This is a genomic window from Paraburkholderia sp. BGA-UO-ETr-F21 (assembly GCF_059567925.1).
Genome location: NZ_JCAQOY010000005.1, coordinates 221,362 through 244,597 on the forward strand (window position 1 = coordinate 221,362; position 23,236 = coordinate 244,597).

A 23,236-nucleotide genomic window follows, 5' to 3' on the forward strand; every position below is an offset into this window, starting at 1 on the left:
CCATGCCGGAGCCTTGAGGTCTGATGTCTATTCCTTCACATGCATCGTATCGAGCGAGCGCTTGCGCAAGCGAGTGTCGTGCAACGCGCCGGCTGCATCGAGCACCGGATAGGCGGTCGAACAGAACAGCGAATTGAGGCGCTTCATGTCGCTGATCAGATCGAGATGCAGTGCGCTGGTCTCGATGCTTCGCAAGGTCTGACCGGTAAGCCGGTCCAGATGCCGGTATGAATAGGCCCGCTCCAGATCGCGAAAGCGTTCCTTCTCCGCAAGCAGGCGCTCTGCGCATCGCAGATCGTTGTTCAGAAACACCGACAGCCCAAGCTGCAGATTGCTGACGAGGCGTGCCTGCAAATCGTCCAGCTCACCCAGCCCCTCTTCCGAAAACGACAGCCGGTGGGCGATCTTCTTTTCCTCGATGTCGCCCACGATCCGCTCGATGATGTCGCCCGCGTGTTCGAGATTGATCGTCAGTGAAATGATGTCGGTCCAGCGGCGGCTATCCGCTTCGTCGAGCTGTTCGCGCGAGATCAGCGTCAGATAGGTTTTGACCGCGGCGTAGAGTTCGTCGACATCGTCGTCCATGCGGACGGTTTCCCGCGCCTTGTCCAGATTGTTGTGATGAATCAGGTCTGAAACATTGTCGAGCATGGTGCGCACGATGTCACCGATGCGCAGCACCTCGCGTGCGGCATGCGCAAGCGCGAGCGTAGGCGTGGACAGCGCCGCGGCATCCAGGTGAAGCGGCCGAAGCTCACCATTCGGCAGCGGCCGGTTCGGCAGAAGGCGCACACAGATGCGCGACACCGGATCGATCAGCGAGAGGCACGCGCAGCAGCGCAGCGTGTTGTAGATCAGGTGAAATCCGACGGTCGCTTCACGCGGATTCGCGATCAACACCGGCAGCCCGCGCGCGAGCAGCGAAGTGAACGGCAAAATCAGCAACGCGCCGGCCAGCTTGAACGCAAAGCTGCCCAACGCGAGACGCCGCGCCGCCGCGTTCTGCGCGACGGTGCCGAGAAGCGCGAGCAAGCCGCTGCCAAGATTCGCGCCGATCACGAGGCACAGCGCGACCTTCAGCGAAATCACGCTGGATGAGGCAAGCGTCGCGGTCAGCAGCACGGCGGCCAGGCTCGAATAGGACAGCATGGCGAACGCGGCGCCGACCAGTGCGTCGAGCATCGTGTCGCCGGTCAGCGCACCGAACATTACGCGCACGCCGGCGCCTTGCATCATGGGTTGGGCAGCTTCGACGATCAAACGCAGCGCCAGCAGGATCAAGCCGAGACCGATCAACGTGCGCCCGACCTGGCCGAGACGGGTTTGCTTGCGCGACAGGAAGAGCGGCACGCCGAGCAGAATCAGGATCGGCGACAACCAGGATAGATCGAGAGTGAGAACCCGCGCCATCAAAGCGGTGCCGACGTCGGCGCCGAGCATGATCGCGAGGCCGCTGGTGAGTGGCAAGAGGCCCTGCGCCGCGAACGACGTGACGATCACCGCGGTGGCGTTGCTGCTCTGCACGAGGCTCGTAACGCCGACACCGGAGAGAAAGGCCCGCCAGCGGCTACTGGTGCTGCGCCCCAGCACGCTGCGCAGATCGGCGCCGAGAACCCGCAGGATGCCGGTGCGCACAATGTGCGAGCCCCACACGAGGAGCGCTACACCGGCCAGAAGGTTTAGGAGAATCAACATAAGGCACTGCGCATCCGTTCCTGCTGCCATGACCCGAACCGCATGCCGCGTGAACCGGCACCGGGGCGTATATGACAGTAGTGTTGCACATTTTTGCCTTATTGTAATTTTGTGCGTTTAAATATACGCTCGTGTCAAGCTGTGGATGACTGTGTGCCGGCTCGTGGTCAGTCATGCATCGGGTTCGACGGCTTGACCACTTAATCATGAGGACTCTGGATGAGCCGCAACCTTGCGCTGTTCGACCTGGACCACACGTTGCTGCCGCTCGATAGCGATCAGGCGTGGGCCCACTTCATCGCCGGATTGGGTATAGAAGGCGCCGTGCGGCACGCGCAGGAAATCGACGATTACTACCGGCAGTATGTGGCCGGCACGCTCGACATGACCGCCTATCTGAACTACACGCTAGCACCGCTTGCTCGCCACTCGCGCGAGCAGCTCGACGCGTGGCATGCGCAGTTCATGCAAGAGGTGATTGCGCCCGCCATCCTGCCGGCTGCGCGCGAACTCGTGCAACGCCATCTTGATACGGGCGACCTGTGCTGCATCGTCACCGCTACGAATGTGTTCATCACGGAGCCGATCGGCAAGGCACTCGGTTTCGAGCATCTGCTGGGCATCGAGCTCGGCACCGAAGGCGGCGATCCGTTGGCGCGCTTTACGGGAACGGCTGTCGGCACGCCCACCTTCCGCGAAGGCAAGATCACGCGCACCGAGAGTTGGCTCGCGTCGCTTGGGCACCGCCTGCAGGATTTCCCGCAGAGCTGGTTCTATAGCGACTCGATCAACGACGTCCCCTTGCTGGAACGCGTCACGCATCCGGTCGCGACCAATCCCGATCCACGCTTGCGCGCGGTCGCCGCGGAACGCGGCTGGCCGGTGATCGAACTGTTTGCCTGAGCTTGCGTTTTATCGAGTTCGATGCGGCGCGGCAGCCGCCACGCTACACGCGCCCTTTCCACGGCACGAGCCGCCGCTCCAACGCTCGCATACCCAGATCGAAGAACCACGCGATCAGACCGATCAGCACGATGCCCATCACCACCACATCGGTACGCAAAAAGCTCGACGCGTTCAGCACCATCTGACCCAGGCCCGCGGTGGCCGCGACCATTTCGGCGGCGACCAGCGTGGTCCAGCCGAAGCCGATTGCGATCCGCAGGCCCGTTAGAATCTCCGGCAAAGCGGCGGGCAGGACCACGTGCCGCACGATCTGCGAGAAGCGGCCGCCCAGTGAATACGCCGCATGAATCTGCTCGATCGTTGCGCTGCGCACGCCGGCGCGTGCGGCCATGGCAATCGGCGCGAAGCAGGCGAGATAGATCACGACGATCTTCGCCGTTTCGTCGATGCCGAACCAGATCACCACCAGCGGCAGATAAGCGAGCGGCGGCAGCGGCCGGTAAAACTCCAGCGGCGGATCGAGAAGGCCGCGCGCGACCCGGCTCACGCCCATCAGGATACCGACCGGCACGGCCGTGACCGCGGCGAGCGCAAACGCACCGAACACGCGCAACGCACTCCATGCGAGATGCTCTGAAAGCGGCAAGCCGCCTTGAATGCGGCCGTGCCACGCGTCGACAAAGGCGGCCCAGACGGCTTCGGGCGCCGGCAGAAAGAGCGGCGGCAGCCAATGCAGATGCGTGGCAAGCCACCACAACGCCGCGAGCGTCGTGACCGAGAGCGCGCTGAGTGCCGCGCTCGGACCTTCGCCCGGCAAACGCCAGCCGCGTACGGGGCGCGCGGTACGCCGCGGCCGCTTGCCGGTCCTGGCGAGCGGCACATTGCCCAATGATTCACGCGAAGCCGTCACGACACCACCTCTTCCTGATTACGCTCGCGCAGCCGATGCACCAACCGCTCGCGCCACTCGATGAAATCCGCCGACGACTTCACCGCGCGTGCATCGCGCGTCTGCAGGAAACGCTGCGCGAACGGTAAGTCGTAGCTATCGGCGATGCGGCCCGGACCCGGCGTCATGACGACGAGGCGGGTCGCGAGAAAGAGCGCCTCTTCGACGCTGTGGGTAATGAAAAACACCGTCTTGCGCGTGCGGCCCCAGACGTCGAGTATGAGTTCCTGCATCGACTCGCGCGTCATGGCGTCGAGTGCGCCCATCGGCTCGTCCATTAGCAGCACTTGCGGATCGCTGGCCAGCGCGCGGGCGATTCCCACACGCTGCTGCATGCCGCCCGACAGCGCATAGACTTGCGAGCGCGCATGCTTTTCGAGTCCGACGAGCTTCAGCATGTCGAGCGCAATGCGCTCGCGCTCTGCCTTGGGTACGCGTTGAAAACGCAAGCCGAGTGCGACGTTGTCGAGCACGTCGAGCCACGGCATCAGCGCATACTTCTGAAACACCACTCCGCGGTCCGCACCTGGCCCGATGACGGGTTCGCCGTTCAGCCGCACCTCGCCTTCAGTCGGCTGGATAAAGCCCGCAATGCAGTTGAGCAAAGTCGTTTTGCCACAGCCGGACGCGCCCAGCGCGACCACGAACTCACCGGGCTCGATACGCAGATCGACATCGGCCAGCGCGACATGCGGCACCGCGCCGCGCGTGCCTTCGTAGGCGACTTGCAATTGCCGTATTTCAAGACCGCTCATCGCCGGACCTCATGCTGCTGATTGAAATCTGCTCGCGCCGATCAGTGCGCCGCGCGTTGCACGAACTGCGGATCGACACCGGTCGAGTAATCGGCCAGGACGTTCTGGATCGTGCCTTGCGTCTTCAAAAACGCCGCGGTCGCAGCCAGCGACTTCGCCGCACCCGATTGCGCGCCGCCGCCAAGCCATGCATTCGAAGCCTGCTGGGCGGGCGTCGGGAACGCGTACAACGCGAGGCTCGCCGGCACTTCCTGCGCGTTCGCGCCGGACTCTTTCGCGACCGCCTCGACCTGCGGCGACGAAGCCGTCCATGCGGCGGTGTGGTCGCGATAATTCGCGTCGGTTGCGGCCAGCACCTTCACGAAGCGCGTGACGAATTCGGCGTTCTGACTGGCGAACTTGCGATCGACCACGAACCCGTCGAACGTCGCCTTGCCGGATTGCTGCGCGACCTGCCCCGAGGTGATGAGCACCTTGCCGCTCTTCTTGACCTTGGCCAGTACCGGATCCCAGATGTACGTTGCGTCGATGTCGCCCCGCTCCCACGCCGCCGCGACTTCAGGCGGGCGCAGGTTGACGATCTTGACGTCGGACGGATTCACGCCGGCGCTCTGCAGCGCGACCAATGTATGGAAGTGCGAGGTGGACACGAACGGCACGCCGATCTTTTTGCCTTTGAGGCCCGCAACGGTCGATACATTGGAGCCGTCGCGAGCGACCAGCGCTTCGGCATCGTTGATATTGTCGAGAATCCAGAACAGCGAAATATCCACGCCCTGCGACAGCCCGGCCGCGATCGGGCTGGAGCCGGCTTCACCGAGTTGCACCGAACCGGACGCCAACGCGCGGATCACGTCGGCGCCGCTACCGAGTTTGCGGTAGGTGATCTTGTAGCCAGTGGCTTTCTCCACTTCGCCGGTGGCCTGCGCGTAGCGCCACGGCACCACCATGTCCTGATACGCAATCACGACTTCTTTGGTGTCGGCGTGCGCCGCGGAAGCAAACGGCGCGGACAGTGCGAGCAGCGTGGCGAACGCGGTAAGCGAGCGGCGAAAGCGGTTCATCGTGAAGCCTCATGAGTAGGTAGGGTTCGGGAGGCTTTCGACTATAGGCAGTTTGCTCGCGGCCGGTTCTAATTAATCCGCGATTGCTAATCACGCTGTTTTAGCATTGCTTTTCACGTTCGGTTGGTTAGCGGCGACTGCTGCTGCGTCATTTCGATGTGCGCCAGGCGGCGTCTATCCTCGTGTCGCTCGGCGCGGCTGACCCATCACCACACCTTGAATACCGTAGCGGCGACACAGCACAGGAAGGCGGGCTGATGTGGCCTTCGCTAATCATGACCGCGACCGTCGCCGCCTCACTCACACTATCGCATTATTCGTTAACCTAACTAATTTTCAACTGCCCCGGCTATACTTTCATGCACGTCCAACAGGGAGATCCAATAAGCCCAATCTGATCGACTACATTATCGGGAACCGCGAGCTGCGCTATCGCATTATCGAGCTCAGCGTTCCTTTTTCCATCATCGGCGGCACGATGTCCTCGATCTGCATGCTGCTTGCACGGCACTACCGGTAACTCGCGGGCGCAGAACAACAGCGCGATTCCTGTTCTCGATCTTTCGCCGCCCCAAAGAAAAAAGCCTGCAACACGTGCAGGCTTTTCTCAATCCAACCGCTAGCGAAAATACTCAGACCACACCGGCTCCATGCGCCTGCAAATCTGCGTGGTAGCTCGAACGAACCATTGCGCCCACTGCGGCGTGCGTGAAACCCATCTTGTACGCTTCTTCCTCGTACATCTTGAACGTGTCCGGGTGCACGTACGAGCGCACCGGCAGATGGTGCTCAGACGGCTGCAGGTATTGACCGATCGTCAGCATGTCCACGTCGTGCTCGCGCAGGTCGCGCATCACTTGCAGAATCTCTTCTTCGGTTTCGCCAAGGCCAACCATCAGACCGGACTTGGTGGCCACGTCAGGATGCAGCGCCTTGAAGTCTTTCAGCAGCTTCAGCGAATGCGCGTAGTCTGAACCCGGCCGCGCTTCCTTGTACAGACGCGGCACCGTTTCGAGGTTGTGATTCATCACATCGGGCGGTGCGGCGTTCAGGATGCCGAGCGCGCGATCCAGACGGCCGCGGAAATCCGGCGTCAGAATTTCAATGCGCGTCTCCGGCGAAAGCTCACGCGTCTGACGGATACATTCCACGAAGTGGGCCGCGCCACCATCACGCAAATCGTCACGGTCAACGCTGGTGATCACCACGTACTTCAGTTTCAGCGCAGCAATTGTGCGCGCGAGATTACCCGGCTCATCCGCGTCGAGCGGATCTGGGCGACCGTGGCCGACGTCGCAGAACGGGCAACGGCGCGTGCACTTGTCGCCCATGATCATGAAGGTCGCGGTGCCCTTGCCGAAGCATTCGCCAATGTTCGGGCAGCTCGCTTCTTCACACACCGTGTGAAGATTGTGCTCGCGCAAAATCTGCTTGATTTCGTAGAAACGCGAATTGCCGGTGGCCGCCTTGACGCGAATCCAGTCCGGTTTCTTGAGCTTCTCGATCGGGATGACCTTGATGGGAATGCGGGCGGTCTTGGCTTGGGCTTTCTGCTTCGCAGTAGCGTCGTAGGCGGCGGGGGCCGGCACGGCATCAGGAGCGGGAGAAGCTGCGAGGTTCGCGGTAACGTCAGTCATTCGTTCGGTCCAGTCAGGCGGTGAGTGCACCGGCCTGTGGTTGGGCGACGGCCGCGGGACTGCCGTCGAGGTTTGCGGTGAGGCGTGCTGCAAAGGTATGGGCCACGTCGTCCCAGCCGGCGGTAACGCCTAGCGTTGCCATATCGACCGTTTCGAGCCCCGCGTAGCCGCACGGATTGATGGCCAGAAACGGCTGCAAATCCATGCTCACGTTCAGGCTCACGCCGTGATAGCTGCAGCCGTTGCGGATTTTCAAACCCAGCGCCGCGATCTTGGCGCCGGCATGCAACCCGGCGTCCGGCCCGGGCGCCACGTAGATACCGGGTGCGCCCGCCTTTCGTTCTCCGGCGAGATTATACGCCGCAAGCGTGTCGATCACGGCCTGCTCGATCCGCGTGACCAACTCGCGCACCATCAGCTTGCGACGGCGCAAATCGAGCAGCAGATAAGCCACGACCTGGCCAGGCCCGTGATACGTGATCTGCCCGCCCCGGTCGACTTTGACCAGAGGAATGCCGCTGTCGGCAGCCAGCAGATGGGCGGGATCGCCCGCTTGGCCTAGCGTAAAGACGGGAGGGTGTTCGACCAGCCAGATTTCGTCGGGGGTGTCGGCCGTGCGCTCGTCGGTGAACGCGCGCATGGCGTCGAAACTGGTCTGGTAGGGTTCGCTGCCACGCCAACGCAGCGTAAGCGGCACAGAGGCAGGCAAGGGGCTGGGTAAAACCGGGGTGGCGCACATGATTTCGCCAGTTTACCGAAATACGGGAATCCTCGCCGGAACTGGGCGCGTTGGGAGTGTCACGTCGGGGCCGACTCGCTCCCCCTTGAAGGGCAAAACCGGTGTGGTCCAGCCTCGCCGGTCTTGCCAGGGACGCCGTCACGTGGCTGAGCCAGCAGCGTGCTCAGGCCGGAGGCGGCGCTCAACCGTTGAGCAGCATCGTTCGCCGAACCTGGCGCGCCCCTCGCATCCGTCAAACCGTCCGCCAGCCACCCCGCACGCGCGCCGCCAGCCGTTCGCCGATCCGCGCGAACCAGTTCAGCGCACGCTCATCGCAACGCGTCGGCACGGAAAACGCCACCTTTGCCTGCGTGTCGCCTTCAGCGCTCAGCCACAACCGTTCTCCGCGCCGAAGTCGCAGCGTGTGACCGGGTTGCAGCCAGTAATCCTCGATGTCGTCGCTGCGTGTGACCCATACCGCGCCGCCGCGAACGACCAGCTTGGTACTGCGCGCCACCTTCAGCGGAACTGTTTCGCCACTGCGGATTTCAAACGCGATGCTAGAGGAAATTTCTCGCATGATGCCCTCGCCAAAAATCGTTTCGTGACTACAATCCTAGGCGTAGCAAGGGTTTACGCAAAACGATCTATTTTCACCTCTATGTGAGAAATATTGGCATGGACCTCCGGCAACTCCCCGCACTGAACGCGATCAAGGCGTTCGAGGCCGCCGCCCGTCACGAAAGCTTCTCGCGCGCGGCCGACGAACTCTTCGTCACCCACGGCGCCGTCAGCCACCAGATCCGCGCGCTCGAGGCCGAACTGGGCGTCTCGCTGTTCGCGCGCGACGGCAAGCGCGTGCGGCTCACCGACAGCGGCCGGCGTTACGCCACGCACGTGCGCTCAGCGCTGATGGCGCTCGCCGACGCCACCCGCCAGATCCGCGCCGGCGACCGCGAGCGGCGGCTCGTCGTGTCCATGCTGTCGTCGTTTGCGGCGCGCTGGGTGACGCCGCGCGTCGGCAGCTTTATCGAGGCGCATCCGCAGTGGGACCTCGAACTGCTGTCCACCAACGCCCTAACGGATTTCGCGCGTGACGACGTCGACGTGGCGATCCGTTTTGGCTTCGGCAAATATTCGGGGCTGCATTCGGAATTATTGCTGGAGGAGATTTTCTTTCCCGCTTGCGCGCCGAATTTCAACGGCGGCAAGCTGCCTCAAAAGCCGGCCGATCTGGCCAACGTCCCGCTGCTGCGTTCCGACGACGAGCTATGGCGCCCCTGGTTCGACGCCGCCGGCCTCACCGACTGGCCCGAGCCGAAGCGCGGCGTGCTGTACCAGGATTCGTCGAACCTGCTGCAAGCGGCCATCGACGGTCAGGGCGTTGCGCTCACGCGCCGCTCACTGGCTATGCACGAGATCGCGGCAGGCCGCCTTGTGCGGCTATTCGATGTGGATGGACCGAGCCCGTGGCAGTACTACTTCATCTGCCCGCCGCAGATGCTCGAAACCGCCCGGGTCAGAGCATTTCGCGACTGGGTGTTCGAAGAGGTGGGTCGCTTCAAGCAGCTTTTTGACCGGGCTTGCGAGGCAGGACCCGGCTCAAGCGCGGAAAGGACGGCGGACGCGTTGCGCATCACGCCGTAAATCAGACGCGGGGAGAAGCGTTACAGCACGACCTTCACCATCGGGTGGCCGGTGAGCGCGCGGTAGATATCGTCGAGCTGCTCGCGGCTCGTCGCGCGCACCGTGACGGTCAGGCCGGTGTAGTTGCCACCACTGGACGGCCGCGTCTCCACGCGCGATTCGTCGACTTCATTGTCGAACCGCCGGACCACCGTAACGATCGTCTCGGCGAACTCGGGGTGCGATTTGCCCATGATCTTGATCGGGAAATCGCACGGAAACTCAAACAGTGATTCGTTCACGGGACTCATTTTCTACTCCTTGCTGCGCCTCGCGCGCTTCCTGGGTCTTGGCTCGCTGATAAGCCGCGTACAGCGCCGCAAAGACCGCACCCGGTTTGCCCTCGCCGACCGGCTCGCCGTCGAGCTGCGTGACCGGCAGCACTTCCTTGGTTGCCGAACTGACAATGATCTCGTCCGCCGCGCGCAGTTCGGCCTCGCCAATCTCACGCGCCTCGAAACGGATGCCGCATTCGCTCGCCAGTTCCTCGATCAGGCCGTACCGGATCCCTTCGAGAATCTTGTGGCTGCGCGGCGGCGCGGACAACACGCCGTCCTTCACCATCCACACATTCGACGACGACCCTTCGGTCAGCATGCCGTCGCGAAACTGGATGGTCTCGAACGCGTCGTTCTCCGCAGCGTATTGCGCCATCAGCACGTTGCCGAGCAGCGAGACCGACTTGATATCGCAATTGAGCCAGCGACGATCTTCCGCGGTGACGCAACGCACGCCTTGCGCGCGCTGCGCCGCGTCCGGCAGGTTCAGCGGCGTGACCATCACGAACACGGTCGGCTGGATGCCGGCCGGAAACGCATGACCGCGTTTCGCGACACCGCGCGTGACCTGAATATAGGCAATTGCGTCCTGATAGGCGCGCAAACCGCCATCCGACTCGTTCGCCGCGACCACCTGCCCGATCAGCGCGCGCCAGCCGGCGTCGTCGAACGGATTGGCGATGCCGATCTTGCCGACCGAGCGCGCGAGCCGCGCCAGGTGCTGCTGGAAACGAAACGGCGTACGCCCGCCCGCTTGCGCGGCATGAGCGTAGAGCGGCGCGACTTCGTAGATACCGTCGCCGAAAATAAAGCCGCGATCGAGAACCGGCACTCGCGCTTCGGACAACGGCACCAACTCGCCGTTCAGATAGACAATCGGATCAGGCGAAACATCGGAAACAGCGGTCATTGCAATCGGACTCTTACTTCTTCTTGTTGAACATGAGCATCAGCGAATCCCACACGCGGCCAACCACGCCGGCTTGCGGAACGGCCTGCAAGGCCACCACCGGGAACTGCGCCAGCACCTTGCCGTCGGCGACCAGCTTCACCGTGCCGACCTGCTGACCGTTCGCGAGCGGCGCGATCAGCGGATCGATCTGCTCGATCTGCGGCTTCACCTTGTCGCCCATGCCCTTTGGCACGGTGATGTACTGATCGCCCTTCACGCCGATCTGCACGGTGTCCTGCGCACCCTTGTAGACGCGCGGCGTGCCCACCACCTGATTCGCCTTGTACAGACGCACCGTGTCGTACGCGGTGTAGCCGTAGTTCAGCATCTTCAGGCTGTCCTGCACGCGGTCGTGTTCCTTGGTCTCGCCCATCATGACCGAGACGAGACGGCGCGATGCGTCCGTCGTGCCCGGCAGCGAACGCTTCGCGCTCGCGATCAGGCAGTAACCGGCCGCTTGGGTGTGACCGGTTTTCAGACCGTCCACCGTCGGGTCGATCCACAGCAAGCGATTGCGGTTCGGCTGCTTGATCTTGTTGTACGTGAATTCCTTGACCGAGAAAATGTTGTAGTAGTCGGGGAAGTCGCGAATCAGACGCGCCGACAGGATCGCGAGGTCGCCCGCGGTCGTGTAGTGCTGCGGGTCGGGCATGCCGTTCACGTCGGCGAAATGCGTGTGCTTCATGCCGAGGCGCTGCGCTTCGGTGTTCATCATGTTGACGAACTGCGCTTCGCTGCCGCCGACCAGTTCGGCCAGCGCGATCGCCGCGTCGTTACCCGACTGGATGATCATGCCGTAGACCAGATCGTGCACGGTCACCGGCTTGTTCGCTTCGATGAACATGCGCGATTCGTCGGTGCGCACGCGGCGCACGGCTTCGCTCGGCATGACCGTCTGTTCCATCGTGATCTTCTTCGTCTGCAGTGCTTCGAAGACGAGGTACGCCGTCATCAGCTTGGTGAGCGACGCGGGTTCCACGCGTTCGTCGGCATTGCCCGAGGCGAGCACCTGATTGCTGGTGGCGTCGACGAGCACCCACGAACGCGCGTTCACCGCCGGCGGCGGCACCTGCGCGAACGCCGTGCTGGCGGCGAGCGTGGCCGGCAACACGATGCCGAGAGTCACGGCACGGCTAAGCGTAGGGGAAACGAAGGAAGCAACAGAAGGGAACGACGTGCGGCCGGAGGTGGAGAAACGCATAGGGTCGATTCGTGCAGAAAAGTACATCGCGCGCAGGGCGCATTGTTTGGAAGAGCCGGTCGGCGGCGTCTGGCCGTAAAACGACACAGCGCCGTTGGACTTCCGGCCACGCGATCGGTTCGCGCAGCACGCCCTGCATCCGGCACCGCTGCGGCGAAAAGACGCTACGCGTCGCGCGAACTGCCGGATGGGCGGCGCTGCGCCCAAAAAAGAGTCGCCATTATACGCGTGCTCTCCCGGTAACTTTGCGCAAAGGCCGGCGATTAATTTGCGTTTGCGCGTACCTGTACCCCGGAAAACACACGGCGCATGCCGATCACCGCCACGCGTCGACGATGATCCGCTTCAGAACGTGCAGCTTGCGATGCAGAAAATGTTCCGCCCCCGGAATCACGACCACGGGCAATTCCTGCGGACGCGCCCAGTCGTAAACGGATTGAATGGGAACCGTCTCGTCGGTCTCGCCGTGAATCACGAGCGTGTTTTCCGGCACGGGCGCGACCTCCCAGCGGCTCGCCGCCGTGCCGACCAGGACCATTCGCTCGACCTCCTGACCTTCTTCGCGCAGCTTCGCGGCCACGTGAGACAGCACGAAAGTGCCGAACGAAAAACCCGCGAGCACGAGCGGCAGATCGGCCTGGCCCGGTTCGGCCCGCATGTGATCGAGCACGGCGCGCAGGTCGTCGCGCTCGCCGATGCCCGCGTCATGTTCCCCTTGCGTTTCGCCGACGCCGCGAAAATTCGAGCGATAGGTCACGTAGTTCAACTGCACGAGCGTGCGCGCGAGCGTTTGCGCGACCTTGTTGTCCATCGTGCCGCCGAACAGCGGATGCGGATGCGCGACCAGCGCGATGCCGCGCGGCGCGGCGCCGCTCTCGCGCGTTGCGTCGGGCAGATCCAGCGCGACCTCGATCTTGCCGACCGGGCCGTCGATCAGATACTTCTTCGTATGTGTGTTCATGGCGAGGCTTATTGATCGATTTTCAGACGCTCGACAATCTTGCCGTTCACCAGATGCGAGTCGACGATTTCGTCGATGTCGCTCTCGTCGACATACGTGTACCAGACGCCTTCCGGATACACGACGAGCGTCGGGCCGAGTTCGCAGCGGTCGAGGCAACCGGCCTTGTTGATGCGTACCTGACCCGGACCTGCGAGACCGAGTTTCTTCACGCGTTTTTTCGCATACTCCTGCATCTCCTGCGCGTTGCAGTTCGCGCAGCTCGGGCGCTCGGCGCCGGGCTCGCGCTGATTGAGACAGAAGAAGACGTGGTACTTGTAGAAGGAGTCCATGATGTCCGGGGGCGAAACTGCCAGGATGGGAATGACGCTGAATGCACGACGGCGCGCCTGTTGTGCGAACGATTATAACGAGCGGGACCGGCGGCCGCCGATGCCGGCTGCGCTTCGCGCGCACCTCACGCGTGCTTCACGCGCCGTCTGAGCCACGCCTGCTCGACCACATACGCCAGCCACACCAGCGCCGCGTACGGCCAGATCCATGCGAGCCAGTGCGCCAGACCGTTGAAGTGCAGATAGCGCCCTTGCCGCCAGTCGGCGAGCACGGCGTCGAAATAAGGATTCACGGGCAACAGATTGACGAACACCAGCGCGACCGTCAGCGCGACACCTGCCAGCATCGCGCGGGACCGGCGCCGCAGTCGCAGCGCGCACAGTGCGGCCGCGGTGCCGCACACGAGCCCCGCGAGCGCGCCGGGCGTGGCCCAGTCGAACGCGAGACCGGACTGCGACTGCAAAAACGTCGCGCCGACCTTCACGCACAAGGTCATGAAAATGAACAGGAGCAACAAACGCACGCGCGGCGCATGCCGACGCACCGGCAACGACGCCAGCGCGAGCGCCGCGAACAGGTTGAGCGTGGTGATCACCGCTTCCCACACGTCGTCGGGCATCCAGGCGGCGACGACGGCCGGCCAGGCGCCAACGTGCCAGCCCGGCGGCGTCCACGCGAGCAACGCATCCTGGGTGGTCGAATCGAAGCGCAGCCAGAGCGCGCGCGGCCAGTTGCCGAGACCGAACAGGCGTGGCGCCGGGTACATGGTCGCGAACGGCCACGCCGCGACCAGACACGCGAGCGCGGCGCGATCGCGCTCGAACCACACGAGCCGCAAGCGCCGCAGCAATCCGCGGTCGAGCAGCGCGCCCGTGGCCGGCGACATGATGGCCGCGCCGAGCAGCGCGCCGAGCGCATTGGCGGCAAGATCGAGGTTGGAGGCGACACGCGTCGGCAGATAGGTTTGCACGGCTTCCATCGCGCCTGACAGCAGCCCGCCGAGCACGAAGGCGAGCGCGACTGCCAGCGTGCCGCGCCAGCGCGGATAGAGCGCAAGCACCACCAGCGCTCCGAACGGCATATAGCCGAGCACATTGGTGACGACGTCGAACGCCGTCAGGTACTGCGGCATGGGATCGGACAGGAAAGCAAACGGACCGAGGCCGAGCGAACGCCAGCCCGAAAACGGATACCACGAACCGTAGACGATCAACGCGGCATACAGCACCAGCGCTTGCCGGGCGAGCGCCGACGGACGGCGCAGCCAGGACCGTTCGCTCATGCAGCGCTCCGTTGCGTGCGCTGCGAGCCGGTCATTGCGCGGCGACCAGCGCCTGCACGCCGAGCCACGCGCCAATCTGCGCGACCAGATCGTCGCTGGCGCTGGCGAGCGCCTGCGCACCGCCGGCGGCGTCCGCCGACCTGGACGGCGCGCGCGCGATAAAGGTGCGCTGACCAATCACCTTGCCGCTCTGAATCAGCGTGGCGCGCGCGGTAACCGCGGCGTGACTTTCGGACTGGCTGTCGAAGACCTGTTCGAACTCGCTCAGATCGACCTTCAACACCGGCGCGGACACGCCGTCGGCGCCCGTCAGCACGGTGCCGCGCGAACTGAGCGCGCCACGCAGACGCTGCGTCAGCAACTGCGAAGGCATCATGGTCCAGTGGCTGTTCGCGTAAGCAGCTGTCTGCTGTGCGTCGGCGAAGCTAAGACGGTAAACCAGCTTGTCCGATTCGAGCACGTCCGGTGCGCTGACGTCGAGCACCTTCACAGCCGGTGACGTACCCGCGGACGCCGCCGGAGCCGGCGGCCCGAAGTCGTAGCGAATGTCCGAGATCGCCGCGGGGTTACCGGCACAGCCCGCGGCCAGCACGCCGAATGCGAGCAACACCGCTAGCGCGGCGCTCGAGGACAACAATCGGTGAATCGAGCGTGACATGACAATCTTCCTTTCTTCAAACCTTCAAAATCATTTGGCGGCGCGGGCGGCAGGCCACTGGAATCCTGCTTCGCCAGGGCCGGGAGCCGCACCCGGCGCGCCGAACAGCACACTGCGCGGACTGGTGCTGAACGTATCGGCTGCGCGATTCACCGAGCGGGCGGCGGAGCGCACGTCTTCAGCGAGCGAATTGACGCGCGGCAAGGTGTCGTAGCCGACCCGCGCCGACAGTTCCTGCAACGAGCCGTTCATCGACGTCAGCGCATCACCCGCCTGTTGCGCCGCCGTGCCGACCTTGTTCAGGTTGGTCTCGAACGGACCGTTCGGGCGGTTCAACCCGGTGATCAACTGATTGGTCGACGCCAGCGTGCGGTCAAGCTGGTCGAGCGTGCCGGGCAACTTGCCAGCGGCCGGCGCGATCTGCTGGGCCAGCGTGGCGACGCCGTCCGCGGCCTTCTGAAGGCTCGCCGCCGTGCCTTGTAACTGCGCGGCCATTTCCGGCGACAACAGATTGTCGACGTCGTTTGCGACTTTTTCGAGTTTGCGCAGCAGCACGTCGCCGCGTTGCTGCAGTTGATCGAGCAAGCCGGGGCGCATGGGTAACTGCGCGACCTGTTTGGCCGACGACGGCAGTGGCGTCGGATCGCGCCCGTTGTCATCCAGCTGGATGAAGGCGATACCGGTCACGCCCTGGAAACCCAGGCTGCCGAATGTCGAATGCGTAATCGGCGCGTGCGTGTCCACGAGAATGCGGATCAGAATCTGCCCGGGATGATCCGGATCGAATTTGATCGACTGCACCTTGCCGACGTCGAGCCCGCGATAGCGCACCGCAGCGTCGGTAAACAGGCCCGTGACGTTGGTGCGCGCAATCAGATCGTACGGCACCCGCACGGAACGGTCGACGTTGAACAAAAAAGCCGCCACCGCGACTGCCGCCAGCAAAACGATCGTGAAGAGCCCGGCCCAGAAGGCATGTGATTTGTTTTCCATTGTCAGGTTCCCTGGTTCACAGCGGCAATTCGGACGACGCCGGCTCGAGCGCCGCGCGCGGCAGCTTCGCGCGGCGCTCCGGCGGCAATGCCTGCAATGCGCGCCGCCCGCGCAAGCCGAGGAAATACTCGCGGATAAAAGGATGATCGACCGCCGCCGCCTCTTCGACCGGCGCGGCGACCAGCACCTTCCGATCCGCCAGCACGGCGACGCGGGTGGACAGCGCGATCATCGTGTCGAGATCGTGCGTAACCATCACCACCGTCAGGCCGAGCGCGCGGTGCAGCGCGGAGATCAGTTCGACGAATTCATCGGACGCCTGCGGATCGAGTCCGGCCGTCGGCTCGTCGAGAAACAGCAGTTCGGGTTCGAGCGCGATAGCCCGGGCAATGCCCACGCGTTTGATCATGCCGCCCGACAGCGCCGACGGCATTTTCGACGCATGCTTGCACGGCAGGCCGACCATCTCGAGCTTGAGCATCACGATGTCGCGCAACAGATCTTCGGGCACCTGGCCGAGTTCGCGCACCGGCTGCGCGATGTTGTCGAACACCGAGAGCGACGAGAACAGCGCGCCGCGCTGGAACAGCATGCCGGAGCGGCTGCGCATCAGCAGCGCGGTTTCCGGCGAAATGGTCGCGAGATTCTCGCCGAACAGCTTGATGGTGCCGGACGAAGGACGCTCGAGACCGAGAATCTGCCGCACCAGCGTGGTCTTGCCGGAACCCGAGCCGCCGACGATCGCCATGATCTCGCCGCGCCGCACGTCCAGATTCAGATGCTGATGCACGATGTTGCGGCCGTAGCGCTTGGTCACGTCGATCACTTCGATCACCGGCTCGGCGATCGAGGGGACGGGTTGGCCGCGCACGGCCTGAGTGAGTGGCGCGATCATCCGAGCCCCACGTTCTGGAAGAGGATCGCGAACACGGCGTCCGCGAGAATCACGATCGTGATCGAGGTCACCACCGAGGTCGTCGTGCCTTCGCCGAGACTTTGCGAATTGGCCTTGATACGGAAACCGAAGTGACAGCCGACGATCGCGATCAGCATACCGAACACCACGCCCTTGCCGAGCCCGATCCACAGATTCGCAACCGGCACGACGCCCGGCAACGCCCGCGCGAAGTAGCTCATGTCGATGCCGAGCACGATCTTGGCGGCCAGTGCGCCGCCGGTCAGCGCGATGATGTTGGTCCACATGACGAGCAGCGGCATGGCCACGCCGAGCGCGAGTACGCGCGGCAGGATCAGCCGCAGGCCGTGCGGAATGCCCATCACGCGCATGGCGTCGAGTTCCTCGGTCACGCGCATCACGCCGATCTGCGCGGTGATGGCCGAGCCCGAGCGGCCCGCCACCAGAATCGCCGAAAGCACCGGTCCGAGTTCGCGAATCACCGAGAGGCCAAGAATATTGACGATGTACTGGTTTGCGCCAAAAAGCCGCAGTTGCTGCGCCGACAGATAGCTCAGCACGATGCCGATCAGGAACGCGACCAGCGCCGTGATCGGCAAGGCCTTGGTGCCGGCGTTATAGATGTTCGCGGAGATCTCGGTCCACGGCGTGATTTTCGGCTTGCGCGCGATCCCTATCAGATCGAGCACGACGCGCCCGAGCATGGCCACGCCGCCATACAGATGCTCGAAGAACGAGAAGATCGCGAGTCCCAGCCGCGTGAACGGATCGAGTTTGATCACCGGCTCGGCTGTCTCGCGCACGGTGTCGAGCAGCGCGATGCGCTCGAAAATGTCGCGCTGTGTGTCGGTGAGCGTGGTATCCGCCGGCATCTTGTGCCCCCACACGCGCCACAGCGCCTGGCCGCCGACGTGGTCCATCCGGTCAATGCGCGACAGGTCCCACTGGCCGATACCTTCGGTGCCGACCAGTGAACGCAGCAGCGGAATCACGTGCCCGGTGGCCCGGTCGCGGGCGAGCGCGAGCGCCGTCCACTGGCCCGAGAGCCGGACGATCTTGCCTTGGCTGCCTGCCGCGACTTCGAGGCCGGGCGGAGTGTCGTAGTTCAAGGATCGCTGAATCTGGTTATCGGTTTAGGGGCCATTGTAACGAAGGCGCGGCAGAAGGACCGTCCACGTGGGCTGAGCGCGTTCGCTGTCGCTACAATATGAGTCATGAACGCTTCCAAGACTCCCCCGCAGGCCGCCGCCGCAGCCGCGCACCAAACCGATTGGCGCATCGACCGCGAGCGCGCCGTCGCCCTGTTCGGCCCGCAGGCGAACGATTGGCCGATCGAGATCGTCGAGGAAACCGGCTCGACCAACGCCGATTTGATGGCCCGCGTCAAAGCGTTGCCGCGCAAGGCCGGCGCATTGCCGCGGCCGATCGTGCGGGTCGCGTATCTGCAGACGGCCGGGCGTGGCCGCCGCGGCCGTCCGTGGTATGCGGAGCCGGGCAATGCGCTGCTATTTTCGGTGGCCTGCGTGCTGCCGCGCCCGCTCGAAGGACTCGCGGGCCTGAGTCTCGCCGTGGGCGTGGCGCTGGTCGACGGGCTGCGCTCGTTGCCGGTCGCGGGTCCCGGCCAGATCGCGCTGAAGTGGCCGAACGACGTCCTGCTCGAAGGCGACAAGCTGGCCGGCATCCTGATCGAAACCGCGTGGAGCACGGATAAAGCCAGCGCGGTGGTGATCGGCATCGGCACCAACGTGAAGGGCGCGGACGAACTCGCCGCCAAAGTCGGTGCGCTGAACGCCAGTGCGCCGCCGCAGGCGCGCGGCACCGTTCCGACCGCATTGCAGCGCGCGCTCCCCAACGCCAACCTCACCGATACGCTCGCCGCCGAACTGAATGCACTCGAACCGGCTTTGCAGCGCTTCGGCGCTGAAGGCTTCGCGCCGTTCCAGGCGCGCTGGAACGCGGTGCACGCTTACGCAGGCCGCGAAGTCGTGTTGCTGGAACAAGGCGAGGAACAGATGCGCGGCGTGGCGGCGGGCGTCGACGAGCGCGGTCAGTTGCTGCTCGATACCGCGACCGGCCGCCAGATCGTCGCGACGGGCGACATCTCGCTGCGTCTGGCCGACGGTGCTGCATGACGAGCGGCAAGCCTGATCTGTTGATCGACGCGGGCAATAGCCGCATCAAGTGGGCGCTGGTGCAGACGGGCGGTTCGCAGATTGCGGGCGGCGCGCTGGGGCACGGCGGCGAGGATCAGCCGGACTGGTCGAACTTGCCCACGCCCGGCGGCGCATGGTTGTCGAATGTGGCGGGTGAAGGCGTCGCGCAGCGGATTGCCGCGTTGCTCGACGCGCACTGGCCACACTTGCCGCTCACCACGATCCGCGCGTGCCCAGAGCAATGCGGCGTGACCAACAGCTACACCGCGCCGCATACGCTCGGCAGCGACCGCTGGGCCGGCATGATCGGCGCGCACGCGGCGTTTCCCGGTGAACATCTCCTGATCGCGACGTTCGGCACGGCCACTACGCTCGAGGCATTGCGTGCGGACGGCTGCTTTGTCGGCGGTCTGATCGCGCCGGGCTGGACTTTGATGATGCGCTCGCTCGGCGAGCACACGGCGCAACTGCCGACGCTCGACGCCAATGCGGCCCGCGGCCTGCTCGACGGCAGTTCGGCCGACGCAGCACGCCGTGGTCCGTTCTTCGCAACCGACACGCCGCGCTCGTTGTCCGCCGGCTGCACGTTGGCGCAAGCGGGGTTGATCGAGCGGATGTGGCGTGATCTGCAGGAAGAGTGGCGGGTGCCGGTACGGCTCGTAGTCAGCGGCGGCGCTGTGGACGAAGTGGCGAGTGCGTTGAAAGTGCCGCATACTCGCCACGATTCGCTCGTGCTGTCCGGTCTTGCGCTGATCGCTGCCGAGCGCGCAGCTTAACGCGCGGCCTGATCGCGGCGATATGGATAACCGCGGATAACGGCGGCTCAACTTCTGGACGGGGAAAACCAACAATGCTGCGCTGGCTGATCGCCATATTGTTTCTTGCCAACATGCTGGCATTCGTCGCGGTGCGCGGCGTATTTGGCCCGACGCCCACAGCCGGCGGACGCGAGCCCAACCATCTGAACCGCCAGGTTCATCCGGAATGGTTGAAGGTGAAGCCGGTCACGGCAGCCGAGGCCGCCGATCAGGCAGTGGTGGGCGGACCGGCACCGGCGGCGCCGATCGCGGCCTCCGCGCTGTCGCAGTAACGCGGGCAGTTACGCGTCCGGCCGTCAAGATTCGAAACGCAAGGAGCCGGTTCGACACGGCAACTTTACCGCGGCACCATTAAGCGCCATTGAGCGCCACTCAGCCATTAGCCCTGAGTACGGACTTTCTTCAGCAACGCGGTGGTCGAGCGGTCATGCTCGAAGGGAATCGCCAACGCCTTGCCGCCCCAGCCTCGCACAATGGCCGACTCTGGCAACGTGTCCATGTCGTAGTCGCCGCCCTTGACGAGCACATCCGGTCGAAGCGCCGAAATCAACTCCACGGGCGTCTTCTCGCCGAAGCACACCACGTAGTCGACACTCTCCAGCGCTGCCAGCAACGCCATGCGGTCCGCCTCATTATTGATGGGCCGGTCGTCGCCTTTACCGAGCATGCGAACCGATGCATCGCTATTCACGCCGACAATCAGGCAGGCGCCCAAAGCCTTGGCGTCCGCGAGATAAGTGACATGCCCGCGATGCAGGATATCGAACACACCGTTGGTAAACACAACTGGCGCGCTCAGCGAAGGACGCAGCGTCGCCAGAGCATCGCGCGTAAGGATCTTGCGTTCAAAAATGGCAGCCATGACGGAGTCGGAAAGAGACAAGGAAGTGCCGTCACGATACACGGTGAACGGCATGAAGCAAAAAGGCCCGGCAAGCTCGCGCGTGCCAGGCCTTTCCTGAAACCCTCGAGCCGGTTCGCGGCGCGCGCCGCAAACCGGAGTCAGGCGCTTTCGACCATCAAGCCGGCTGTTCGGCCGACTTCTGCTCGGCCTGCAGACGCAGCACCACTTCCTTGCGGTAGCGGTTCAGTTCCTGCGCCGTGTTGAACGTGCGCTCGAAGAGAATCGACAGGTTGTGCAGAATGCGCTCCACCACCTTCTTTTCCCAGCTGTCGTCGAAACGGATCTGCTCGTCGAGCCAGCGTTCGAGCCATTCCGGATCCGGCAGACGCGATTGAATCGTGTCGCGCGGGAACAGCGCCTGGTTCACGTGCAGGTTGGTGGGGTGCAGCGGCTTTTCCGTGCGGCGAGCCGATGCCATCAGCACGCCGATCTTCGCAAACGCAGCGCGCGCGATGTCGCCGGTTTGCGACATGGCCTTCTTCATGTAGCGCAGATATGCGCCGCCATGACGCGCTTCGTCGCGCGAGATCGTTTCGTAGATGTGCTTGATAACCGGCTCGGTGTGCCATTCGGCGGCACGGCGATACCAGTGATTCAGGCGGATTTCGCCGCAGAAGTGCAGCATGAGCGTTTCGAGCGGCGGCGCCGGATCGAATTCGAAGCGCACCGCGTGCAGCTCTTCTTCGGTCGGGCACATTTCCGGCTTGAAGCGGCGCAGATATTCCATCAGCACCAGCGAATGCTTCTGTTCTTCGAAGAACCACACGCTCATGAACGCGGAGAAATCGCTGTCGTGATGGTTGTCACGCAGAAACATTTCCGTGGCGGGCAACGCCGACCATTCGGTGATCGCGTTCATCTTGATCGTCGCTGCCTGCTCGTCGGTCAATAGCGATGCATCGAACTTGTCCCAGGGAATGTCTTTCTCCATGTCCCATCGAACGGATTCGAGCGATTTATAAAGTTCCGGATAAAGCATGGTGTTCATAGTCCCACCCCTGTTCTGCGCATACTGTCTGTGTCTGTTACTACTACGTGTAGCACTTTTGCTCACGACGAACGGATCGCACCGGGTGCGCGCCGTTTGCCGGCCAAGCATTCAATTTTACGCGGTAATCGGCCGCCCAGATGCACCTGGCGGCAAAGAAGTCCTGGCGTTTTGCGCCTACGCCTAACCTTAGGTTATGCGTTGCGCGGCCAACCGTGGGTGAGGGATACCCGTGCCTGAGGTCGAGCCAGTCTGCGATCAAGGCCGCACCGTCCAGCCCTGCGCCGGGGATACCGGCGGCGATGCAGCAAGGGCGGTTGGATTGGTTGTTTTCAACGCACGCCCAAAAGCCACATAAATAGCTTACACAATGATAGCACGCTGACCTGACGCAACCCGCACTGCAACAGACGCAATTCCGGTGCCTGGCTGATCTCGCGCAACCCATTGCGAGATTCGCGGAGTGTGTCGAAGATCAGCGTCAAATCCATGACAGACGGCGAATTCGCCGTTTCGGGCAGCGCCAGGGCTCGGACTCGCGCCGCCGCGTTTCATTCCTTCTGTTAGATAGACTTTTTCGTGGTTCTCGGGCTGGCGCTCGCACCACTTGTGGTGCTCGTACCACTCGTGCGCTTGGCCGACGTCGGCGCCCGCTTCGCCGCCGGCCGCGTAGCCGCGTGCTCCGCTTCTTGCGCGGGCGGCGGCGGCGCGTCGCTCGCGGGTTCAGCGCCGGATGCCGACGCCGCCTCTTCGCCTGGCGCGGAATCGGTTGCCGCGCTGCCAGCCGCGGCCGCCGGCTGCGTCATCGCGAACTGGGCGATCTGGTTGAACTGGGATTGCAGCAGATTCCACCACGCGGACGCGTCGAAGGGCGGCGTTGCCGGCGTTTGCTCTTCGTCGCCGGAGGGCTCTTCGGCCGACGAACCGGCGCTCGCCGAAGCAGCCGGCGCCGGGGTGGGCGCCGGTGCGGCCGGATGCGGCCAGCCCGTCGGCGCTGTGGGACTCGGCGCGGCGGAGGCCGCCGCGGGCTGCGTCATCGACGACTGCGCGAAGGCGCCGAACGCGCGCAGCGTCGCGAGCGTCGCGCGCTGCACTTCGAGCGCCTGAATCGCGGACTGCAACATGTTCAGATTCAGCTTGAGCCATTGCTCGACCGCGCGCATGTCGGTGATGCGCTTGTCGAGTTCCTCGACATTCGTGAGCGGTGCCATCATGTCCGACATCATGGAGAGCGAGGGACCGAGGCTGCCGCCCGGTTGCGCGCCGGAGAAAGCCGAGCCGAACGGCGACATGCGCATCATGCCCCACATGCGCTCGAGCATTTCAGCGGGCGGAAATCCAGGGAAGCCGGGAAAGGGCGGCGTGGAGCCAGGAGTGTCGGTCATGCTT

Annotated in this window: 25 protein-coding genes; 5 read left to right on the plus strand and 20 right to left on the minus strand. The window is 64.0% G+C overall.

Annotated features, from left to right (window positions below; genetic code table 11):
* Positions 1 to 27: 27 nt before the first annotated feature.
* Positions 28 to 1,695: a Na/Pi cotransporter family protein gene (locus tag AC57B1_RS02520; RefSeq protein ID WP_496416457.1), complete on the minus strand. Its 1,668-nt coding sequence runs from the start codon at positions 1,693 to 1,695 to the stop codon at positions 28 to 30.
* A gap of 219 nt (positions 1,696 to 1,914) precedes the next feature.
* Here AC57B1_RS02520 and AC57B1_RS02525 point away from each other — a divergent pair, with 219 nt between their 5' ends.
* Complete coding sequence (locus AC57B1_RS02525; protein ID WP_408184528.1) at positions 1,915 to 2,598, plus strand: histidinol-phosphatase; 684 nt, start codon at positions 1,915 to 1,917, stop codon at positions 2,596 to 2,598.
* A 43-nt stretch (positions 2,599 to 2,641) separates the two neighbouring features.
* Here the strand turns inward: AC57B1_RS02525 and AC57B1_RS02530 are convergent, their stop codons facing one another.
* From AC57B1_RS02530 to AC57B1_RS02555, 6 genes are all read right to left on the minus strand, one after another.
* Positions 2,642 to 3,511 (minus strand): ABC transporter permease subunit, encoded by an 870-nt coding sequence (locus tag AC57B1_RS02530; RefSeq protein ID WP_496416458.1) that lies wholly within the window; start codon positions 3,509 to 3,511, stop codon positions 2,642 to 2,644.
* Positions 3,508 to 4,305, minus strand: a complete 798-nt coding sequence (locus AC57B1_RS02535) for a taurine ABC transporter ATP-binding protein (RefSeq protein WP_496416459.1) — start codon at positions 4,303 to 4,305, stop codon at positions 3,508 to 3,510. Before AC57B1_RS02535 ends, AC57B1_RS02530 begins: the two co-directional genes overlap by 4 nt.
* 41 nt (positions 4,306 to 4,346) lie before the next feature.
* Positions 4,347 to 5,369, minus strand: coding sequence for a taurine ABC transporter substrate-binding protein (tauA, locus tag AC57B1_RS02540; RefSeq protein WP_496416460.1), 1,023 nt, complete (start codon positions 5,367 to 5,369; stop codon positions 4,347 to 4,349).
* Positions 5,370 to 6,001: 632 nt separating this feature from the next.
* Positions 6,002 to 7,006, minus strand: coding sequence for a lipoyl synthase (gene lipA, locus AC57B1_RS02545; RefSeq protein WP_091796890.1), 1,005 nt, complete (start codon positions 7,004 to 7,006; stop codon positions 6,002 to 6,004).
* Between the two features lie 13 nt (positions 7,007 to 7,019).
* On the minus strand, positions 7,020 to 7,745 hold the full coding sequence (gene lipB, locus AC57B1_RS02550; RefSeq protein WP_496416461.1) for a lipoyl(octanoyl) transferase LipB: 726 nt from the start codon (positions 7,743 to 7,745) through the stop codon (positions 7,020 to 7,022).
* A 232-nt stretch (positions 7,746 to 7,977) separates the two neighbouring features.
* Positions 7,978 to 8,304 carry a DUF2917 domain-containing protein gene (locus AC57B1_RS02555; protein ID WP_496416462.1) on the minus strand — a complete coding sequence of 109 codons (327 nt, stop codon included), beginning with the start codon at positions 8,302 to 8,304 and terminating at the stop codon, positions 7,978 to 7,980.
* 98 nt (positions 8,305 to 8,402) lie between these two features.
* Between AC57B1_RS02555 and AC57B1_RS02560 the strand changes: the two genes are divergently transcribed.
* Complete coding sequence (locus AC57B1_RS02560; protein WP_496416463.1) at positions 8,403 to 9,371, plus strand: transcriptional regulator GcvA; 969 nt, start codon at positions 8,403 to 8,405, stop codon at positions 9,369 to 9,371.
* 20 nt (positions 9,372 to 9,391) lie between these two features.
* Here the strand turns inward: AC57B1_RS02560 and AC57B1_RS02565 are convergent, their stop codons facing one another.
* The 10 genes from AC57B1_RS02565 to AC57B1_RS02610 form a co-directional block, all read right to left on the minus strand.
* Positions 9,392 to 9,661, minus strand: a complete 270-nt coding sequence (locus tag AC57B1_RS02565; protein ID WP_408343653.1) for a DUF493 family protein — start codon at positions 9,659 to 9,661, stop codon at positions 9,392 to 9,394.
* On the minus strand, positions 9,633 to 10,598 hold the full coding sequence (locus tag AC57B1_RS02570) for a D-amino acid aminotransferase (protein ID WP_496416464.1): 966 nt from the start codon (positions 10,596 to 10,598) through the stop codon (positions 9,633 to 9,635). Before AC57B1_RS02570 ends, AC57B1_RS02565 begins: the two co-directional genes overlap by 29 nt.
* A gap of 13 nt (positions 10,599 to 10,611) precedes the next feature.
* The gene (locus AC57B1_RS02575) at positions 10,612 to 11,841 is read right to left on the minus strand and encodes a D-alanyl-D-alanine carboxypeptidase family protein (protein ID WP_091796896.1); all 1,230 of its coding nucleotides are present in this window, start codon (positions 11,839 to 11,841) and stop codon (positions 10,612 to 10,614) included.
* A gap of 316 nt (positions 11,842 to 12,157) precedes the next feature.
* The gene (locus AC57B1_RS02580) at positions 12,158 to 12,802 is read right to left on the minus strand and encodes an alpha/beta hydrolase (RefSeq protein ID WP_091796897.1); all 645 of its coding nucleotides are present in this window, start codon (positions 12,800 to 12,802) and stop codon (positions 12,158 to 12,160) included.
* An 8-nt stretch (positions 12,803 to 12,810) separates the two neighbouring features.
* Positions 12,811 to 13,134 (minus strand): (2Fe-2S) ferredoxin domain-containing protein, encoded by a 324-nt coding sequence (locus tag AC57B1_RS02585; RefSeq protein WP_408184521.1) that lies wholly within the window; start codon positions 13,132 to 13,134, stop codon positions 12,811 to 12,813.
* A 125-nt stretch (positions 13,135 to 13,259) separates the two neighbouring features.
* Positions 13,260 to 14,417 carry a VanZ family protein gene (locus AC57B1_RS02590; protein WP_496416465.1) on the minus strand — a complete coding sequence of 386 codons (1,158 nt, stop codon included), beginning with the start codon at positions 14,415 to 14,417 and terminating at the stop codon, positions 13,260 to 13,262.
* Positions 14,418 to 14,448: 31 nt separating this feature from the next.
* Positions 14,449 to 15,075 carry an ABC-type transport auxiliary lipoprotein family protein gene (locus AC57B1_RS02595; RefSeq protein WP_496416466.1) on the minus strand — a complete coding sequence of 209 codons (627 nt, stop codon included), beginning with the start codon at positions 15,073 to 15,075 and terminating at the stop codon, positions 14,449 to 14,451.
* Between the two features lie 30 nt (positions 15,076 to 15,105).
* The gene (locus AC57B1_RS02600) at positions 15,106 to 16,068 is read right to left on the minus strand and encodes an MlaD family protein (RefSeq protein WP_496416467.1); all 963 of its coding nucleotides are present in this window, start codon (positions 16,066 to 16,068) and stop codon (positions 15,106 to 15,108) included.
* A 16-nt stretch (positions 16,069 to 16,084) separates the two neighbouring features.
* Positions 16,085 to 16,963 (minus strand): ABC transporter ATP-binding protein, encoded by an 879-nt coding sequence (locus AC57B1_RS02605; RefSeq protein WP_091796902.1) that lies wholly within the window; start codon positions 16,961 to 16,963, stop codon positions 16,085 to 16,087.
* Positions 16,960 to 18,093, minus strand: coding sequence for an MlaE family ABC transporter permease (locus tag AC57B1_RS02610; RefSeq protein ID WP_496416468.1), 1,134 nt, complete (start codon positions 18,091 to 18,093; stop codon positions 16,960 to 16,962). Before AC57B1_RS02610 ends, AC57B1_RS02605 begins: the two co-directional genes overlap by 4 nt.
* 105 nt (positions 18,094 to 18,198) lie before the next feature.
* Here AC57B1_RS02610 and AC57B1_RS02615 point away from each other — a divergent pair, with 105 nt between their 5' ends.
* The 3 genes from AC57B1_RS02615 to AC57B1_RS02625 all read left to right on the plus strand — a co-directional run bounded on the left by AC57B1_RS02615 (position 18,199) and on the right by AC57B1_RS02625 (position 20,227).
* Positions 18,199 to 19,116, plus strand: a complete 918-nt coding sequence (locus tag AC57B1_RS02615; RefSeq protein ID WP_408298531.1) for a biotin--[acetyl-CoA-carboxylase] ligase — start codon at positions 18,199 to 18,201, stop codon at positions 19,114 to 19,116.
* Complete coding sequence (locus tag AC57B1_RS02620) at positions 19,113 to 19,913, plus strand: type III pantothenate kinase (RefSeq protein ID WP_408343663.1); 801 nt, start codon at positions 19,113 to 19,115, stop codon at positions 19,911 to 19,913. The genes AC57B1_RS02615 and AC57B1_RS02620 overlap by 4 nt, the downstream gene beginning before the upstream one ends.
* A gap of 74 nt (positions 19,914 to 19,987) precedes the next feature.
* Positions 19,988 to 20,227, plus strand: coding sequence for a hypothetical protein (locus AC57B1_RS02625; RefSeq protein WP_091796909.1), 240 nt, complete (start codon positions 19,988 to 19,990; stop codon positions 20,225 to 20,227).
* A 107-nt stretch (positions 20,228 to 20,334) separates the two neighbouring features.
* On the opposite strand, the gene rfaE2 is transcribed toward AC57B1_RS02625, so the two are convergent.
* From rfaE2 to AC57B1_RS02640, 3 genes are all read right to left on the minus strand, one after another.
* Positions 20,335 to 20,817, minus strand: coding sequence for a D-glycero-beta-D-manno-heptose 1-phosphate adenylyltransferase (gene rfaE2, locus AC57B1_RS02630; RefSeq protein WP_091800843.1), 483 nt, complete (start codon positions 20,815 to 20,817; stop codon positions 20,335 to 20,337).
* 157 nt (positions 20,818 to 20,974) lie between these two features.
* Complete coding sequence (locus AC57B1_RS02635) at positions 20,975 to 21,847, minus strand: ferritin family protein (RefSeq protein ID WP_091796911.1); 873 nt, start codon at positions 21,845 to 21,847, stop codon at positions 20,975 to 20,977.
* Positions 21,848 to 22,410: 563 nt separating this feature from the next.
* The gene (locus tag AC57B1_RS02640) at positions 22,411 to 23,232 is read right to left on the minus strand and encodes a PhaM family polyhydroxyalkanoate granule multifunctional regulatory protein (RefSeq protein WP_408479428.1); all 822 of its coding nucleotides are present in this window, start codon (positions 23,230 to 23,232) and stop codon (positions 22,411 to 22,413) included.
* Positions 23,233 to 23,236 lie beyond the last annotated feature (4 nt).